The following is a 16,501-nucleotide window of genomic DNA, read 5'->3' as shown; positions in this document are numbered from 1 at the left end:
TCGCGAATGATCGCCGGCCCGTACGTGTAGAATCCTGCCGACGCTCTCCTGTTTTACAGTCGAGCTTGAACTGTCAAGCGACGTGCCCGGCACGATCCTGCGGGCGGGATCAGGTTGTCACGCGGCTCGATCCGCCGGGCATTACTGTGTGAGACGCCAATCGATTGTGGGAAATCGACCGGACTGTCACGCGGCGCCGAGCCGGAGGGTGTCGGCGGCCGGCGCCTCGAACACCGTGAAGATCCCGCGGCCCCGCTCCTTCGAGCGATAGAGGGCGGTATCCGCCGCGTGCAGCAGGGTGTCGGGCGTGGACCCGTCGGCGGGGGCGATCGCCACGCCGATCGAGACGCCCACGCTCAGGGCGCCGACCTCGTCGGCGATGGGCGCGGCGATGGCCGCGATCAGGCGTCCGCAGAGGGCCGCGATCTCGTCGTCGGAGAGGCCCGGCGCGACGATGACGAACTCGTCGCCGCCGACACGGGCCGCCAACTGGTCCTTGCCCACGGTGCGCCGCATCCGGTCGGCCACCTCGCGCAGCACGCGGTCGCCCACCGTGTGCCCGAAGGTGTCGTTCACGGGCTTGAACCGGTCGAGGTCGAGGAAGAGCACGGCGAGGCGCTGGACCGGCGGCTTCAGCGCCGCCGTCATGTGGCTGAGGAGCCGTACGCGGTTGGGCAGGCCGGTGGCCGCGTCGCAGGTGGCTTGGCGCTGCGCGTCGCGGTAGGCGTCGGCCATGGCGACGTCGGCGGTGACGTCGGTGGAGAGGCTCACGATCCGGTGGGCCCGCCCGTCGAGGTCGAGGATCGGGTTGTAGGTCGCCTGGAGCCAGACCTCGCGGCCGTCCTTGCCGGAAAGGCGGTAGCGGCCCGAGAGGAAGCCGCCCCCGCGCAGGGTCTCCCAGAAGGTGGCGTAGTCCGGGTTCGCGGCGTCCTCGGCGTCCAGGAGCACGCCGTGATGCTGCCCGACGAGTTCCTCGCGGGTGTAGCCGAGCACGCTCAGCAGGTGGTCGTTGATCTCGTGGATCGTCCCGTCGAGGGCCAGGAAGAGCACGCCCTGGGATCGGTGGATCGCGGTGAGCTGCCCGTCGATCGCCGCCTGGCGGTCCCGCTCGGCGGTCACGTCGGTCGCGTACAGGACGACCTTGAAGGGCCGCCCCTCGAGGTCGAGGATCGGGTTGTAGGTCGCCTGGAGCCAGACGTCGCGGCCGTCGCTCGTCAGGTGCTTGAACTCGCCGCTCGCGTGGCGGCCCTGGGCGAGGTCGGCCCAGAAGGCGCGGTTCTCCTCCTGTCCCGATCGGGTGAGCATCCCGTGCGGGCGTCCGCGCACGTCGGCGAGGCGGTAGCCCAGGATGTCGAGGAAGCGACGGTTGGCATCGAGGATCGTGCCGTCGAGGTCGAAGGCCGCCACGGCCTGGGCCTTGTGGATCGCGGCGATCTGGCCCTGGTGCTCGGCCTGCCGCAACCGCTCCTCGGTGACGACGGTGGCGTACTTGACGATCTTGAACGGCTTGCCGTCCATGTCGAAGATCGGGTTGTAGGTCGCCTGCAGCCAGATCCGGCGGCCCGCCTTGTCGATGCGCGTGTACTGGCCGAACTGGTGCAGGCCGCGGCCGAGGTCGCGCCAGAATCGGGCATATTCGGCGCCGTGGGAGTAGCTCTCGTCTACGAACATCCGGTGGTGGTGGCCGACCACCTCGTCGAGGGTGTAGCCGAAGGCATCGAGGAAGTTGGCGTTGGCGTCGATGATCACGCCGCCCATGTCGAAGGTGATCACTGCGTTCGACTTGTCGATCGCTGCGATCTGCCACTCGTAGTCGGCGCGCTGCAGCTTCTCGGCGGTGACGTCGGTGGCGTACTTGACGACCTTGAACGGCCGGCCGGCCATGTCGAGGATCGGATTGTAGGACGCCTGCAGCCACACGGCCCGTCCGCCCTTGCCCACGCGCCGGATCTCGGCCGTCCGGCCCTGCCCGCAGGCGAGGCCGTTCCAGAGCTCCGCGTAGTCCGCCGACCCCGCGTCGGCCGGGCGGACGAACATGCGGTGATGGCGGCCGATCACCTCCTCGCGCCGGTAGCCCATCACCGCGAGGAACAGGGGGTTGGCGTCCAGGATCGTCCCGTCGAGGGCGAAGTGGACGACCGTCTGCGAGCGGTTGATCGCCGTGATCTGGCCGCGTTCGTCGAGCTGGCGCAGCTTCTCCCGCGTGATGTCCACCGCGATCTCGGTGACGTCGCGGAGGTCGCCCGCGCCGCCCCGGCGGGGCCGGTAGACGCTCCTCAGCCAGACCTCGGTGCCGTCCCGGCGCATGGCGCGGCGGTCCACCTGAACGGACTCGCCGCGCCGCATCGCCTCCCAAAGCCGTCCGAGGTGATCCTCGTCGGTCACGCACAGGGTGCTGTCGTAGGAGCGGCCCGCGAGGTCTCCCGGCGCATAGCCGAGCAGCGCACCGTAGAAGGCGTTGACCCGCACGAACTCCCGGTCCGGGGACAGCACGGCGGTGCCGAAGCCCTCGTCCAGCGCCTCGGCCTCGGCGGATCGGGTGACGAACAGGATGTCGGCCGGGTTCTCGGGCGGGGGCGCCCGGCGGGTCCGGTGTTCCGCCGCCTGGGCCAGGGCTTCGAGGATCGTGCCGGCGTCGTCCCGGGAGGGCGTGGCCGGGAGCGGATCGAGGAGGCGGGACAGCACCTGCTGCGCGCCGGGCTCGCCGCTGACGAAATGCATCGGGCCGCGGGGCAGGCGGCGGTCGGAGGTCTCACCCTGCCACAGGATCCGCGCCTCCATGTGGAGGAAAGCGGCGGCGATCTGGGCCCAGGCGGCCTCGACCTCCTCCCGCGGCCCCTCGAGGGCGAGATGGAGGCGGCCCTTGTGGACGGCGATCACGCTGGCGACGTCCGGCATCCGCAGACGCCTCATGCTCGTCACGATCCCGGCGAGGTCGGCGCAGCGGTCGTCGAGCCTGTCCCGGAGCACGCTCCCACTGGAGGCGATCAGCCGGTACGGCGATGGCTGAGTAGACGACATCGAGCCTTCAGGATTTGCCATCGGCATCGGATGTTTCTCGAAAGCCTTTGGTTTAAGGCTGTAAACCACGTCCTTTGACTGAGTAGGCGCCTAGAAGTTAATAGATTGTACGCAACTCTTGTGCGTCAAGATGTCCGGTGTCGCCCGGCATCGGCCGCGGGTGCACGGGCAGTCTCAGCACGTCCTCCATTGTGACCGGGCCCTCGGCGCCGCTGCACAGGTGGAGCAGCGTGGACTGGCGGAAGCGCAGGTCGCCGGTGACCTCGGCTCCCAGCCAGTCCGGCCGCCCGAAGGGCTGGGCGGCCTCCTCCAACTCGACCTCGGCGAGGATCATGCCGTCGAGGGCGCCGTGGAACACGTCGACCTCCCAGAGCAGGCCCTCGTGCGGGACGCAGAAGCGCGTCTTCTCGATGACGCACCCGGTGCAGACCTGCGCCAGCATGGCCCGGCCATCCTCGGGCGGGATTTCGTACTCGAATTCCGCCCGCGCGATGCCCTCGCGCGCGCCCTTGACCGTGAGCCACGCCCTGTCGCCGTCCAGGCGGACGCGGACCTTGCCCCGGGCGAAATGGCCGACGAGGCCGTCCTTCAGGTGGCGGACCGCCGTGACCCCGGCGCGCCAGCCGTCATGGGCGACGAGGAACTTTCGCTCAATCTCCAGGCGCATCCGGTCTCAGGTCCTCCCGCGCGGCGCGTGTTAGCGCATCCGCGCCGACAGGTCAGTCCGGTTCGTCATGCGGATTCCGCGCAGAAGGACGGTGACGGCGGCCGAACTGGGCAGGTCGCGCCGCGTCCCTGCTGTCATGGCGCGCGGATCCGAGGCGAGGGCCGCACAGCGGAGGCGGACGGGGACTGAACGGCAACCGCGCGCGAACCGTGCCTTTGCCCTCCACCCGATGGGCGCCGCCCGGGGGCGGATCGCGGAGGGGAAGGTCGGTGCCGCATCCGCGCTCACGCCTCGCCGTTGGCCCGCAGCCAGCGCACGGCGCCGGAGAGGTCGAAGCCGTGCCGGGCCCCGACGTCGGTGACGTCCCCGGCGGCGAGGTGCCCTTCCAGCACCTCGCCGATCACCCAGAGGGTGAGGGAGCGCGTGCCGCTGCGGCAATGGGCGACCACGGGGCCGTCCGCCTCGCGCAGGGCCTGCCGGAAGCGTGCCACGTCCTCCCGGTTGAGGGCGTCCCCGGTCACCGGCAGGTGGCGGTAGGCGAGGCCGGCCCCGGCGGCCGCCTGCGCCTCGGCGGCGTCGCCCGGCTGGCCCGGCTCCTCGCCGTCGGGCCGGTTGTTGATGAGGAGCACGGTGCCGGTTTCGGCCAGGGCCGCGATCGCATCGGGCGCGGGCTGGCTCGCGACGGCGAAGGTGGGGGTGATCGGGGTCAGCGTCATGGGGGGGCTTTCGATCGAATGACGGGCTCGCCCCGGAGCTTGGCTTCCCGGGCGGCACACCACGCCGTCATTGCTTCGCTTCGCTCGCACTGACGAAAAGCGTTTTGCCCGATTCCTCAGCCCGCGACGCGGTCCGTCAGGGTGAGGTCGGCGCGGATCCGCTGCGCCGTCTCCTGCAGGGCGGGCGCCGTGCGGTCGCGGGGGTGCGGCGCGTCGAGGGTGTGGGTGGCGCGGATGCTGCCGGGCGCGCCCGCCAGGACCACCACCCGGTCGGCGAGGTAGACCGCCTCCTCGATGTCGTGGGTCACGAAGAGCACCGTCTGTCCGGCGGCCCGGCACAGGCGGACGAGTTCGTCCTGCAGCGCCTCGCGGGTGAGGGCGTCCAGCGCCGAGAAGGGCTCGTCCATCAGCAGCACGTGGGGCTCGACGGCGAGCGCGCGGGCGAGCGCCACCCGCTGCCGCTGGCCGCCGGAGAGCTGGAAGGGCCAGCGACCGGCGAGGTCAGCGAGGCCGACCCGGGCCAGCGCGGCCTGCGCCCGGCGCTTGCGCTCGGCCCGGGGCAGCTTCAGCTTCTCCAGGCCGAAGGCGACGTTGTCGAGGATCCGCCGCCAGGGCAGCAGGCGGGCATCCTGGAACACCAGGGCGACCGAGCGCCGCCCCGGCTCCGGTGGGCTCACCGTGACCGTCCCCTCGCTCGGCCGAACGAGGCCCGCGATGACCCGCAGCAGCGTCGACTTGCCGACGCCCGAGGCGCCGACGATGGCCAGAAACTCGCCCGACGCGATGTCGAGGTCGAGCCCGTCGAGCACCTTCGTCTGGGTGCCGTCGCGGGTGAAGGTGAGGGCGAGGCCCCGGATGCCGATCAGGCCCGCCATTGCAGCACCCGCGCCTGGAGGGCCGTGAAGGCGGCGTCGATCAGGCCGTAGAGCAGCGCCATGGTCAGCATGTAGACGACGACGATGTCCGTCGCGAGCAGGGTCGAGGCCTGCATCATCCGCTGGCCGAGGCCGGGGACGCCGAAGATCTCGGCCGCCACCACCGCCATCCAGGCTTGGCCGAGGGCGGTGCGCACGCCGACCAGGATGCCCGGCATCGCCGCCGGCCAGACTACCTTGATCAGCCGCTCCGGCGCGGAGCGGAAGCCGAAGGCGTCGGCGAGTTCGAGGAGGTCGCGGTCCACCCCGCGGATGGCGCCGTGGCTCGCGAAGTAGACGATCCAGAACACGCCGATGGCGATGATGAACACCGCCGCCGAGGGGTTCACCCCGAACCAGATGATGGCGAAGGGCACCCAGGCGAGGCCGGGCACCGGCCGCAGGACCCGCACCACCCACGCGGTGAGCCCCTCGGCCGTGCGGAACAGGCCCGTCACGGTGCCGGCCGCGATGCCGAGGCCGACGCCGATGGCGAGCCCCAGCACGTAGTGCCCGAGGCTCCCGCCGATCGCCGCCATCCATTGCCCGGAATGCCACTCCCGCAGGAAGGCGGCGGGCAGCACCGAGGGCGGCGGCAGGAAGGCCGGGTTGACGAGCCCCGAGAGGGGCACGGCCTCCCACAGGAGGAAGAAGGCGGCGAGGCCGAGGAGCGGCAGCAGCGTCGCGGCAGGGTGGGCCCTCACGCCGGAGCCTTCATCGCGCGGCGACCGCGCGCTCGTAGAGGCGCGGATCGAACAGGCCGTCGAGGGGCGCCTCCTTGTCGAGGGCGCCGATCTTCACCTGGTACCGCTGCATCGCCGCCGTGGCCTCGACGATGGCCCGGGGATCGGCGGCGAACCGGGTCGCCGGGGAGGCCAGCGCCCGCCGGATGGTGGCGGTGTCGATGAGGCCCTTGCCCAGCGCCCCCTCGATGGCCGGGGCCACCCGGGCCGGATCGCGGCCGATCAGGTCGATCGCCCGGACGATGGCGGTGACGAGGGCCTGGGCGGCCTCGGGCTCGCGATCGAGGAACGCCTTGGTGAGGGCGACCACGGTGCCCGGCTGGCTCGGGAACATCTCCCCGCCGAGGGCCAGCAGGCGGATCTCCGGGTTGCGGCCCGTGACGATGGAGACGGCGGGCTCGCGCAGGGTGCCGCCGTCCACCGCCCCGGCCAGGATCGCCTGCTGCGTCGCGTCGATCCCCATGGAAACGATGGCCACATCCTTCGGGTCGGCCTTGGCCACCTCGAAAAGCCAGTATTGCAGCGTCGTGTTGGGCACGGAGCCGAGCGGCTGGGTGGCCAGCCGGGCGGGGGCGCCGGTGGCGGCGCGGAAGCGCTTGAACACCTCGGCCGGCGGAATGCCCGCCTCGGCGAAGCGGGCGAGCTTCGGCGCGGCCACGAACACGTTCTCCTCCACGGCGGTGGAGGCGACCACCTTGATGTCGAGCCCCCGCGAGCGCGCGACGATCAGGGGAGCCACGCCCGCGACGTAGACGTCGAGGGTGCCGGAGGCCAGGGCCTGGATGGCGTTGGGGCCGGATTCGAAGGTGGTGACGGCGGTGGCCAGACCCGCCTCCTTGAGCCAGCCCTCCTTCTCGGCCACGGTGATCGGCGCGGCGGCCAGGATCGGGATCAGGCCGACCTTGAGGGTCAGGGGCGTGGTGCGGGCCTGGGGGCGGGCTTGCGCGCGCCCCGCCGACGGAACGAGGGCCGCCGCACCCGCGAGCGAGCCGGCCTCCAGGATGCGACGTCTCGTGAACATGGGGGCGGGCCGGCGGGAGGAAGGAGCGATCACCGCTCCGCTTACGGGATCGGCTCGCCGGAAGGCAACATCCATCGGGGCGCACGAAGAACCCCTCCCAGCCGACACCTCCCTCGATCCCTGCGCGAGACGCAGTCCGGCTTGGCAAGCTTGGCCCTTGCCACAATTCGTTCGGCGTTGTCCTTGTGGGCCTTGCCGGATTTGTCCGGCCCGGAGCCTGCCCGACCATGATCGATCCCGTGTGGACCGCCCGTCTCCTCAGCGTCCTGCGCATCGCCTCGGCGCTGCTGCTGCTCCAGCACGGCACGGCCAAGTTCCTCGGCTTCCCCGAGCCGGTGAACCCGCCGCAATTCTCGCCCGCCTGGATCGCCGGCCTGTTCGAACTCGTCGGCGGTGCGCTCCTGGTGATCGGGCTGCTGACGCGCCCCGTGGCCTTCCTGCTCTCGGGCATGACCGCCGTGGCCTATTTCCTGGTCCACGCGCCGATGGGCTTCTACCCGATCCTCAACAAGGGCGAACTCGCCGCCCTCTACAGCTTCGTGTTCCTCTACATCGCCGCCGCCGGTCCCGGCCCGTGGAGCGTCGACGCGCTCATGCGCCGACGCGCCTGAGGCGCCTCCCTCAGGCCGCCTGCTTCCAGGCGGGGAACGGGTCGGGCAGGCCGCGATAGGGGGCCGGATCGAAGGGGGCGGCCTCGCGGACCGCCTCCACGAGGCAGGCATCGAGGGCCGCCGTGATGGCCTCCCGGTCCATGCCGGTGCCGATGAAGACCAATTCCTGGCGGCGGTCGCCCCACACGTCGCTCCACACGCCCTTCAGGCGCTCGTGGAACTCCCCCGCCTCCGGCCAGCGCTCCCTGGGCACGGCGGTCCACCAGAACCCCATCGCGGAGACGTGGGCGACGGCCCCGGCAAGGGAGAACTCGCCGACCCAGTTCGGCCGGGTCGCCAGCCAGAAATGGCCCTTGGCCCGGATCAGCCCCGGCCAGGTTGCGTCGATGAACGCCTTGAAGCGCGCCGGATCGAAGGGCCGCCGCGCCCGGTAGACGAAGGAACCGATGCCGTATTCCTCCGTCTCGGGCAGGTGCTCGGCGGCGCCGTAGAGTTCCTTGAACCAGAGCGGATGCCGCTGCGCCCGCTCCTCGTCGAACAGGCCCGTGTCGAGGACCGCATCGAGGGGCACCTGGCCCTGGCTCGCCTCCACGATCCGCGCGTCGCCGTTCAGGCCCCGCACCACCGCGCGCACCAGGGCGAGATGCTCGGCCGTGACGTCCCGGGCCTTGTTGATCACCACCACGTCCGCGAACTCGATCTGCTCCACGAGGAGATCGACCAGGGTCCGCGTGTCCTGCTCGCCCGCCGTCTCGCCCCGGTCGCGGAGGAAGTCGTTCGAGCCGTAATCCTTCAGGAGGTTGATCGCATCGACCACGGTGACCATCGTGTCGAGCCGGGCGACGTCCGACAGCGAGCCGCCCTCCTCGTCGCGGAACGAGAAGGTCGAGGCGATGGGCAGCGGCTCCGCGATCCCCGTGCCCTCGATCAGCAGGTAGTCGAACCGCCCGTCCCGGGAGAGGCGGCGCACCTCGTCCAGCAGGTCGTCCCGCAGGGTGCAGCAGATGCAGCCGTTGGTCATCTCCACCAGCCGCTCGTCGGTCCGGGAGAGGTCGGCGCCGCCGTCGCGCACGAGGTCGGCGTCGATGTTCACCTCGCTCATGTCGTTGACGATCACCGCCACCCGGCGGCCTTCCCGGTTGTGGAGGACGTGGTTGAGCAGGGTCGTCTTGCCCGCACCGAGGAAGCCAGAGAGCACCGTTACGGGGAGGCGGGCGTCGCGCGTGTCCATACGATCTCCATTCGTCGACGAGGGGGGATCGCCGTTTTAGAATGGTATAACATTACAGAGTCAAGCGCTGCCTTTCGCCCACGCCACAGGAAGGGCGTGGGCGCGGCGGAGGTTCAGTCCGGAATGTCGGCGCCCCGGCGCGCCACCACGGCGAACAGGTCGCCGAGCGCGGCGAGGCTCGCCGCCTGGAGTTGCGCGGCCGGGACGATGGCGCCGTCCGGCGCGGGCAGGTCGCGGGTCGCCGTCGCGGCGGCGACGACGGTCGGGCGGAGGCCCAGGCTGAAGGCGCTGCGCGCGGTGGAATTGATGCACATGTGGGTCATGAAGCCCACGATCACCACGTCCTGCCGCCCCGTGGCGTCGAGCCGGGCCTGGAGGTCGGTGCCGACGAAGGAACTCGGCTTGCCCTTGGTGATCACCGGCTCGTCGCCCTGCGGGGCGACCTCGTCGCTGATCCGGCCGATCGCCGCCCGCACGTCGTAGGGCGAGCCGGGCCCCGCATCGTGCTGGACGTGGAAGATCGGGATTCCCGCCTCCCGGGCCCGGGCCAGCAGGGCGGCGGCCTCCCGGATCGCGGGCTCGACGCCCTCGAGGCGCATCACGCCCTCGCGGTAGGTGTTCTGCAGATCGACCATCACCAGGGCCGAACCCTTGAGGGCGGGCGGTTCCAGGCTGAGACCGGAAAGGCCCCGCAGGGTGGCAGGATTGGCCATGGCGTGTCCCTCGTTCCTCGCCCCGGCCACGTGACGGGCCGCTCGGCGTTCCGCCGCCATCCTAGCACCACGGGCCGGCGCGGTATCCCGACCGAAAGTTCAATATTCGCCCGCCCACGCGCTCCTCACGGGCGGGCGCGGGAAGCCGCCCCCGCCCGGCAAGGATTTGACCCTGCACGCGTGTCCTCACCGTGATTGCGAGCGCGAGCCGAAGCAATCGAGGGCAGCGGGCCGATTCCGACCGTGGCGCATCCCTGGATCGCTTCCCTGCGTTCGCCACGACGGCGAGGGTGACAGGCCCGAAGGTGCCTCCGCTCGCCGTCGTCACGGCCGGTCCCTTCGACGCTCTCAGGGCCGTTCGCCCTTGTGCTTCGCGGTAAGGCCGCCGTGGTTCAGGCGGCGCAGGGAGACCTGGAGGCGCGCCTCGGAGGCCCTGATCTCGGTCAGCGCCCGATGCGTGTAGTGGATATGCGCCTCGGCGGCCTCGGCCGCCTTCGCCGCGTCGCCCGCCAGCACGCTCTCGATGATCGCCCGGTGCTGGTCGCGCAGCCGGTCGCGGGTCTCGGGCCGGGCGAAAAGCTTCTCGCGGTTTTCGATCACGCCCTGGCGCAACATGCCGGAGAGGGCGCGCATCGTGTGCAGAACCACGAGGTTGTGGCTCGCCTCGTAGACCGCGAGATGCAGCTCGACGTCGGCCTCGGCCTCCTCCAGGGGGGCGCCCTCGCCGTGGGCGCGGTCGATCCGCTCCAGGCAGGCGGCGAGGCGTGCCCGGTCCACGGCATTGGCCCGCTCGGCGGCGAGGCGGGCGGCCATGCGCTCGGTCGTCGCCCGGAACTCCAAGTAGTCGTCCACCACGTCCGCGTGGGACGCGATCAGCGCGATCAGCGGATCGGTGATCGCCCGCCCCAGCGGCGCCACCGAGCGGCCGGCGGGCGTCGCGACGATCAGGCCGTCTTCCTCCAGCATCTTGATGCCCTGGCGCAGGGTGGGACGCGAGACGTTGAGGAGGTGGGCGAGGTCCCGCTCGGGCAGCAGCAGGTCGCCGGGGCTGAGCGAGCCCTCGGCGATCAGGTCCCTGAGATGGCGGGCGGTGCTCACCGCGATGCTCCCGCCCTTGATCGGGTCCTGATCCACGGCCGTGCCCCCCAACCCCTCGTCAGCCTAGGAATGCCCTCTCGCGACGCGGCGGACAATTGAAATTTCCAATTGACTGGGTTGGTAAAAACATTTTACCAGCTGGGCCGCTTCAGTCAGGGGGGGCCCGTTCCGGCCACGAACCGCGACCGGAGCGGCACCACCGAAAAAGCCATCGTCATCCCGATCCCCGTCTGGACGCCGCCAGCGGATCGACGGATCGGGGACGTGAGGGCCCGCGCCCCGAGGAGGAGACCGCCGTGACCTGGAATCAAGTCTACGACCCGTTGGGCAATGCCCTCTGGTCGACGACCCTGGCGGCCCTGCCGATCGTCGTCCTGCTCGGCGGCATCGGCCTCCTGCACATGAAGGCCCACACGGCCGCCCTCCTCGGCCTCGTGACGGCCCTCGTGGTGGCGGTGGTCGGGTTCGGGATGCCGGCCTCGATGGCGGGCGCGACGGCGGCCTACGGCGCGGCCTTCGGGCTCCTGCCCATCGGCTGGATCATCCTCAACGTCATCTTCCTCTACCGGCTCACCGAGCAGACCGGGCAGTTCGACATCCTGCGCGACTCGATCGCGGGGATCACCCCGGATCGCCGCCTGCAACTCCTGTTCATCGCCTTCTCCTTCGGCGCCTTTTTCGAGGGCGCGGCGGGCTTCGGCACGCCGGTCGCCGTCACCGCCGCGATGCTGATGGGCCTGGGCTTCACCCCGCTCGCCGCCGCCGGCCTTTCGCTCATCGCCAACACGGCGCCGGTGGCCTACGGGGCGCTCGGCGCCCCGGTCATCGCCCTCTCCGCCGTGACGGGTCTCGATCTCATCGAACTCTCCGCGATGATCGGGCGGCAATTGCCGTTCTTCTCGGTGATCGTGCCGTTCTGGCTGATCTGGGCCTTCGCCGGCCGCCGGGGCATGTGGGAGGTCTGGCCCGCCCTGCTGGTCGCCGGGCTCGCCTTCGCGATCCCGCAATTCCTCGTCTCGAACTTCCACGGCCCGTGGCTCGTGGACGTGATCGCGGCCATCTGCTCCATGGCGGCGCTCGCGGGCTTCCTGCGCGTCTGGCAGCCCGCCCGCATCTGGACCTCGACCGATACCGAGGCGCCCGCCGGCTCGGCTGCCGCCGCCGCCCCCGTCGTCGCCGCCAAGACGCACAGCGCCGGGGCGGTGTTCCGGGCCTGGCTGCCGTGGCTGATCCTGTCCGTCTTCGTCTTCGCCTGGGGGACGCCGCAGTTCCGCGCGTGGCTCGACTCGGTCTTCATCTACAATCTGAACGTCCCGTACCTGCACAACCTCGTCTTCAAGGTGCCGCCGGTCGTCGCCAAGGCACATAGCGAGGCGGCCGTCTACAAGTTCAACATCCTCTCGGCCACGGGCTCGGGCATCCTGCTGTCGGCCATCGTCGGCGGCTTGGTCCTCGGCTTCAGCCCGCTGAGGCTCGTCAGGGAATACGCCCGGACCGCCTACATCGTCCGCTACTCGCTCATCACCATCTCGGCGATGCTGGCGCTCGGCTACGTCACCCGCTACTCGGGCACGGACGCGACGCTCGGCCTCGCGTTCGCCCAGACCGGCTGGATCTACCCGTTCTTCGGCGCGATGCTCGGCTGGCTCGGCGTGGCGCTCACGGGCTCGGACACGGCCTCCAACGTCCTGTTCGGCGGCCTGCAGAAGATCACGGCGGAGCAGCTCGGCCTGTCGCCGGTGCTGATGGCGGCCTCGAACTCCTCGGGCGGCGTGATGGGCAAGATGATCGACGCCCAGTCGATCGTCGTCGCCTCCACCGCGACCCAGTGGTACGGCGGCGAATCGAAGATCCTGCGATACGTGTTCTTTCACTCGATCGCGCTGGCCTGCCTCGTCGGCCTGCTGGTGATGCTTCAGGCCTACGTGCCGCCCTTCACCGCGCTGGTGCCGCCGACGGTGGCCCCCGCCGTGGTGCACTGAGGCACGCTGCGAGAGGGGGCGCTCCGGCGCCCCCTCTCCGTACCCGAAGGATCGCGAGCCCCCGCGGAGTTGATGCGATGCGCCTGACCGATTGCCATTCGTTCCACGATTTCCGCCGGATGGCGAAGAGCCGCCTGCCGGGCCCGATCTTCGACTACATCGACGGCGCCGCCGACGACGAGGTCACGTATCGGCGCAACACCTCGTCCTTCGACTCGTGCAGCCTCGTGCCCAACGTCCTGCGGGGCGTGCGCGACATCGACATGTCGGTGACGGTGATGGGCCAGAAGCTCGCCCTGCCGGTCTACTGCTCGCCCACGGCCCTGCAGCGGCTGTTCCACCACCAGGGCGAGCGGGCGGTCGCGGCGGCGGCGGGCCACTACGGCACGATGTTCGGCGTCTCCTCCCTCGGGACGGTGAGCCTGGAGGAGGCGAGGCGGATCAGCGGCGGGCCGCAGGTCTACCAGTTCTACTTCCACAAGGACCGCGGCCTGAACCGCGAGATGATGGCCCGCGCCAAGCAGGCCGGCATCGAGGTGATGATGCTCACCGTCGACAGCATCACCGGCGGCAACCGCGAGCGCGACAAGCGCACGGGCTTCTCGATTCCCTTCCGCCTGACGCTGGGCGGCATGGTCCAGTTCGCGGTGAAGCCCGCCTGGGCCCTGAACTACCTGACGCACGAGAAGTTCAAGCTGCCGCAGCTCGACAACCACGTGGACATGGGCGGCGGCGCCCTCTCCATCAGCCGGTACTTCACCGAGATGCTCGATCCGAGCATGACCTGGGACGACGTCGCCGCCATGGTGCAGGAATGGGGCGGCCAGTTCTGCCTCAAGGGCGTGATGTCGGTGGAGGATGCCAAGCGCGCCGTCGAGATCGGCTGCACCGGCATCGTCCTGTCGAACCACGGCGGGCGCCAGCTCGACGGCTCCACCACGGGCTTCGGCATGCTGGCGGAGATCGTGGACGCGGTGGGCGACAAGATCGACGTCATCATGGACGGCGGCGTGCAGCGCGGCACCCACGTCCTCAAGGCCCTTTCCCTCGGGGCGAAGGCCGTCGGCCTCGGCCGCTTCTACCTGTTCCCCCTGGCGGCCGCCGGCCAGAAGGGGGTCGAGCGGGCGCTCGGGCTGATGAAGGCCGAGATCGAGCGCGACATGCGGCTCATGGGCTGCTCGTCCATCGCCGACCTGACCCGAAGCAACCTCCGCTTCACCTGATCGGGCGCGTCCCGGGCCCCTGCCCGAAAGCCACAGTCCGGCGTTTTGCGTCAGCCTCGATTGACGCGCCATCGGCTCTCTCCCTACGTTCGGGGCGACGGTTCCCCTCGGGGATCAAAAGGGAACGCGGTGAGGGACTTGACCCCGATGCCGCGGCTGCCCCCGCAACTGTGAGCGGCGAGCTCGTCCACCACGCACGTCACTGGGCTCCGGCCCGGGAAGACGGTGGACGAGCGGCGACCCGCGAGCCAGGAGACCTGCCGTCAGTCGTGGTCACACGCGAAACGCGCCGGGCGGGGTGTCCTGGCGGGTGTCGAAGCGCCGGGCCGGGAGGCTCGGGCGGGGAGACGTCATTCGCGGTGACGTGCCACTGCCGCCCTCGAGGCTCCCGTGTTCCGTCCGTCCCTCCGCGCGTCCCTTGCGCTCGTCGTATCCTGGGGCTGCGGCCTCGGGCCCGCTGCCCTCCGCGCTCAGGCCCTGCCGCCCGGCGGCGGCCCCGCCGAGGCGCGGCTTGAGGAAATCTCCGTCGTGGCGGCCCCGGCGGCCGCGACGCCCGCGCCGGGTCCCAGCGCGAGCGCCGGCTACGTCGGGGGCGTCACGGGCGTCGGCGGCGCCCTCCTCGCGGTCGATTCGGCGAGCGCCGGGATCCTCACGGGCGCGCAGGTCAACAACCGGCCCGTGACGCGCCCCGGCGAGGTGCTGGAGGCCGTCCCGGGGCTGATCGTCACGCAGCATTCCGGCGAGGGCAAAGCCAACCAGTTCTTCCTGCGCGGCTTCAACCTCGACCACGGCACCGACATCGCCCTGTTCCTCGACGGCATGCCGCTCAACATGCGCACCCATGCCCACGGGCAGGGCTATGCCGACCTCAACTTCCTCATCCCCGAACTCGTCGGGGCGGTGGAGTTCCACAAGGGGCCATACTTCGTCCGCGACGGCGACTTCGCCTCCGCCGGCTCGGTGCGCATCGACTACCTCGACAGCGTGCCGAAGAACCTCGCGCTCACCTCGATTGGGAGCTTCGGCTACAAGCGCGCCCTCAACATCGTCTCGGCGCCGCTTGCCGAGGGCAACCTCCTGCTTGCCGCCGATGCGCAACTCTACGATGGACCGTGGGTCGTCCCCGATGCCCTGCGCAAGATCAGCACGGTGGCCCGCTACAGCCAGGGCACGGCGCTCGACGGCTTCTCCGTCACCGGCATGGCCTACGCCTCCCGCTGGACGGCCACGAACCAGATCCCCGAGCGCGCCGTGGTGTCCGGCCAACTCGATCGGTACGGTACCCTGAACCCCACCGACGGAGGTGACACCTCGCGCTTCTCCCTCTCGGGGCGCTTCAGCGCGACGGACGCCACCGGCGTGACGCGGGCCTCGGCCTATATCGTCCGCTCGCAGCTCAACCTGTTCAACGACTTCACGTATGTCCTGAACGATCCCGTCAACGGCGACCAGTTCCACCAGCTCGACCAGCGCATCCTCGGCGGTGGCGAGGCGCTCCACATCTTCCAGGGCGACCTGTTCGGCCTGCCGATGGAGAACGAGATCGGCGTGCAGACCCGCACGGATTCGATCCGCGTCGGCCTGTTCAACACGACCAACCGGCAGTTCCGCTCGGGCGTGCTCGACGACCGGGTGCTGGAGACGAGCGCGGCCTTCTACGTCGACAACCGCGTGCGCTGGACCGACTGGCTGCGCACCAGCCTCGGCTTCCGGGCGGACGGCTTCTACGCCAGCGTCGTCTCGGACACGCCGGCCAATTCCGGCAAGGCGCGGGACGCGATCGTCAACCCGAAGCTCGGTCTCGTCCTCGGGCCGTGGTTCGACACCGAACTCTACGTGAACTACGGAGGCGGCTTCCACTCGAACGACGTGCGCGGCGTGACCGCCACCGTCGATCCGACGTCGTCGCTGTTCAACACCACCCGCTCGCCCTTCCTCGTGCCCTCGACGGGCTACGAGATCGGCCTGCGCAACCGCTCCATCGCCGGGCTCACCACGAGCCTCGCCCTGTTCCGGCTGGATTTCGCCTCCGAGAACCTGTTCCAGGGCGACAGCGGCACCACGGAGCCGAGCCGCCCGACCCGGCGCTTCGGCGTGGAATGGACCAACCGCTACGCGGTCACCCCCTGGCTGTCGCTGGAGGGCGACCTCACCGTCACCAATGCCCGGTTCTCGGACTATGACCCCGTCGGCAACCGGGTGCCGGAGGCGCCGACCACCATCGCCTCGGCGGGGATCACCTTCGGCGAACCGCTGGGCTGGTTCGGTTCCCTGCGCTTCCGCTATTTCGGGCCGCGTCCCCTGATCGAGGACAACACGATCCGCTCGCGCCCGACGGCGCTGCTCAACGGCCGGATCGGCTACGCCTTCGAGAACGGGATCAGCGTGTCCCTCGACATCCTGAACCTGACGAACGCCAAGGCGGACCAGATCACCTACGCCTACGTCTCGCGCCTGCGCGGCGAGCCTGCCGAGGGGCTGATCGACCGGGTGTTCCACCCCGTGGAGCCCACGGCCGTGCGCCTCACCGTCGCCGGGCGGTTCTGAGGCCGCCCGGCCGG

The 16,501-nt window shown here is 70.7% G+C and carries 13 protein-coding genes and 1 riboswitch; of the genes, 4 read left to right on the top strand and 9 right to left on the bottom strand.

Annotated features, from left to right (window positions below):
• Positions 1–186 precede the first annotated feature (186 nt).
• The 6 genes from MFF06_RS15080 to MFF06_RS15055 all read right to left on the bottom strand — a co-directional run bounded on the left by MFF06_RS15080 (position 187) and on the right by MFF06_RS15055 (position 7,082).
• Entirely contained in the window at positions 187–3,021 is a 2,835-nt protein-coding gene (locus MFF06_RS15080; protein ID WP_238205324.1) for a sensor domain-containing protein, read from the bottom strand.
• 97 nt (positions 3,022–3,118) lie between these two features.
• Entirely contained in the window at positions 3,119–3,688 is a 570-nt protein-coding gene (locus MFF06_RS15075) for a CYTH domain-containing protein (RefSeq protein ID WP_238205323.1), read from the bottom strand.
• A gap of 284 nt (positions 3,689–3,972) precedes the next feature.
• A complete protein-coding gene (locus MFF06_RS15070; protein WP_238205322.1) occupies positions 3,973–4,404 on the bottom strand; it encodes a protein tyrosine phosphatase family protein in 432 nt (143 codons plus the stop codon).
• Positions 4,405–4,520: 116 nt separating this feature from the next.
• Positions 4,521–5,279, bottom strand: coding sequence for an ABC transporter ATP-binding protein (locus MFF06_RS15065; RefSeq protein ID WP_238205311.1), 759 nt, complete (start codon positions 5,277–5,279; stop codon positions 4,521–4,523).
• A complete protein-coding gene (locus tag MFF06_RS15060; protein ID WP_238205309.1) occupies positions 5,267–6,022 on the bottom strand; it encodes an ABC transporter permease in 756 nt (251 codons plus the stop codon). Before MFF06_RS15060 ends, MFF06_RS15065 begins: the two co-directional genes overlap by 13 nt.
• A gap of 10 nt (positions 6,023–6,032) precedes the next feature.
• Positions 6,033–7,082, bottom strand: a complete 1,050-nt coding sequence (locus MFF06_RS15055; RefSeq protein WP_238205307.1) for an ABC transporter substrate-binding protein — start codon at positions 7,080–7,082, stop codon at positions 6,033–6,035.
• A gap of 227 nt (positions 7,083–7,309) precedes the next feature.
• On the opposite strand from MFF06_RS15055, the gene MFF06_RS15050 reads away from it, so the two are divergent.
• Positions 7,310–7,693, top strand: coding sequence for a DoxX family protein (locus tag MFF06_RS15050; RefSeq protein WP_238205305.1), 384 nt, complete (start codon positions 7,310–7,312; stop codon positions 7,691–7,693).
• Positions 7,694–7,703: 10 nt separating this feature from the next.
• Here the strand turns inward: MFF06_RS15050 and zigA are convergent, their stop codons facing one another.
• From zigA to MFF06_RS15035, 3 genes are all read right to left on the bottom strand, one after another.
• A complete protein-coding gene (zigA, locus tag MFF06_RS15045; RefSeq protein ID WP_238205302.1) occupies positions 7,704–8,924 on the bottom strand; it encodes a zinc metallochaperone GTPase ZigA in 1,221 nt (406 codons plus the stop codon).
• 113 nt (positions 8,925–9,037) lie between these two features.
• Positions 9,038–9,637 (bottom strand): cysteine hydrolase family protein, encoded by a 600-nt coding sequence (locus MFF06_RS15040; RefSeq protein ID WP_238205292.1) that lies wholly within the window; start codon positions 9,635–9,637, stop codon positions 9,038–9,040.
• A gap of 348 nt (positions 9,638–9,985) precedes the next feature.
• Complete coding sequence (locus MFF06_RS15035; protein WP_238205290.1) at positions 9,986–10,735, bottom strand: FCD domain-containing protein; 750 nt, start codon at positions 10,733–10,735, stop codon at positions 9,986–9,988.
• 296 nt (positions 10,736–11,031) lie between these two features.
• On the opposite strand from MFF06_RS15035, the gene MFF06_RS15030 reads away from it, so the two are divergent.
• The 3 genes from MFF06_RS15030 (at position 11,032) to MFF06_RS15020 (ending at position 16,487) form a co-directional block, all read left to right on the top strand.
• Positions 11,032–12,717: an L-lactate permease gene (locus MFF06_RS15030; protein ID WP_238205288.1), complete on the top strand. Its 1,686-nt coding sequence runs from the start codon at positions 11,032–11,034 to the stop codon at positions 12,715–12,717.
• Positions 12,718–12,794: 77 nt separating this feature from the next.
• Positions 12,795–13,940: an alpha-hydroxy acid oxidase gene (locus tag MFF06_RS15025; RefSeq protein ID WP_238205286.1), complete on the top strand. Its 1,146-nt coding sequence runs from the start codon at positions 12,795–12,797 to the stop codon at positions 13,938–13,940.
• Positions 13,941–14,021: 81 nt separating this feature from the next.
• A riboswitch (cobalamin riboswitch) is annotated at positions 14,022–14,219 on the top strand.
• 240 nt (positions 14,220–14,459) lie between these two features.
• Positions 14,460–16,487, top strand: coding sequence for a TonB-dependent receptor (locus MFF06_RS15020; RefSeq protein ID WP_370876763.1), 2,028 nt, complete (start codon positions 14,460–14,462; stop codon positions 16,485–16,487).
• Positions 16,488–16,501 lie beyond the last annotated feature (14 nt).

The sequence above is a fragment of the Methylobacterium aerolatum genome, assembly GCF_022179085.1.
GTDB lineage: Bacteria > Pseudomonadota > Alphaproteobacteria > Rhizobiales > Beijerinckiaceae > Methylobacterium > Methylobacterium aerolatum.
This window is presented reverse-complemented; position numbering and strand designations above follow the sequence as displayed.

What these genes read in the sequence shown, in the direction of transcription:
- MFF06_RS15055 (WP_238205307.1), bottom strand. Translation starts at nt 7,082, where the DNA reads ATGTTCACGAGACGTCGCATCCTGGAGGCCGGCTCGCTCGCGGGTGCG.
- zigA (WP_238205302.1), bottom strand. Translation starts at nt 8,924, where the DNA reads ATGGACACGCGCGACGCCCGCCTCCCCGTAACGGTGCTCTCTGGCTTC.
- MFF06_RS15065 (WP_238205311.1), bottom strand. Translation starts at nt 5,279, where the DNA reads ATGGCGGGCCTGATCGGCATCCGGGGCCTCGCCCTCACCTTCACCCGC.
- MFF06_RS15040 (WP_238205292.1), bottom strand. Translation starts at nt 9,637, where the DNA reads ATGGCCAATCCTGCCACCCTGCGGGGCCTTTCCGGTCTCAGCCTGGAA.
- MFF06_RS15080 (WP_238205324.1), bottom strand. Translation starts at nt 3,021, where the DNA reads ATGTCGTCTACTCAGCCATCGCCGTACCGGCTGATCGCCTCCAGTGGG.
- MFF06_RS15050 (WP_238205305.1), top strand. Translation starts at nt 7,310, where the DNA reads ATGATCGATCCCGTGTGGACCGCCCGTCTCCTCAGCGTCCTGCGCATC.
- MFF06_RS15070 (WP_238205322.1), bottom strand. Translation starts at nt 4,404, where the DNA reads ATGACGCTGACCCCGATCACCCCCACCTTCGCCGTCGCGAGCCAGCCC.
- MFF06_RS15075 (WP_238205323.1), bottom strand. Translation starts at nt 3,688, where the DNA reads ATGCGCCTGGAGATTGAGCGAAAGTTCCTCGTCGCCCATGACGGCTGG.
- MFF06_RS15025 (WP_238205286.1), top strand. Translation starts at nt 12,795, where the DNA reads ATGCGCCTGACCGATTGCCATTCGTTCCACGATTTCCGCCGGATGGCG.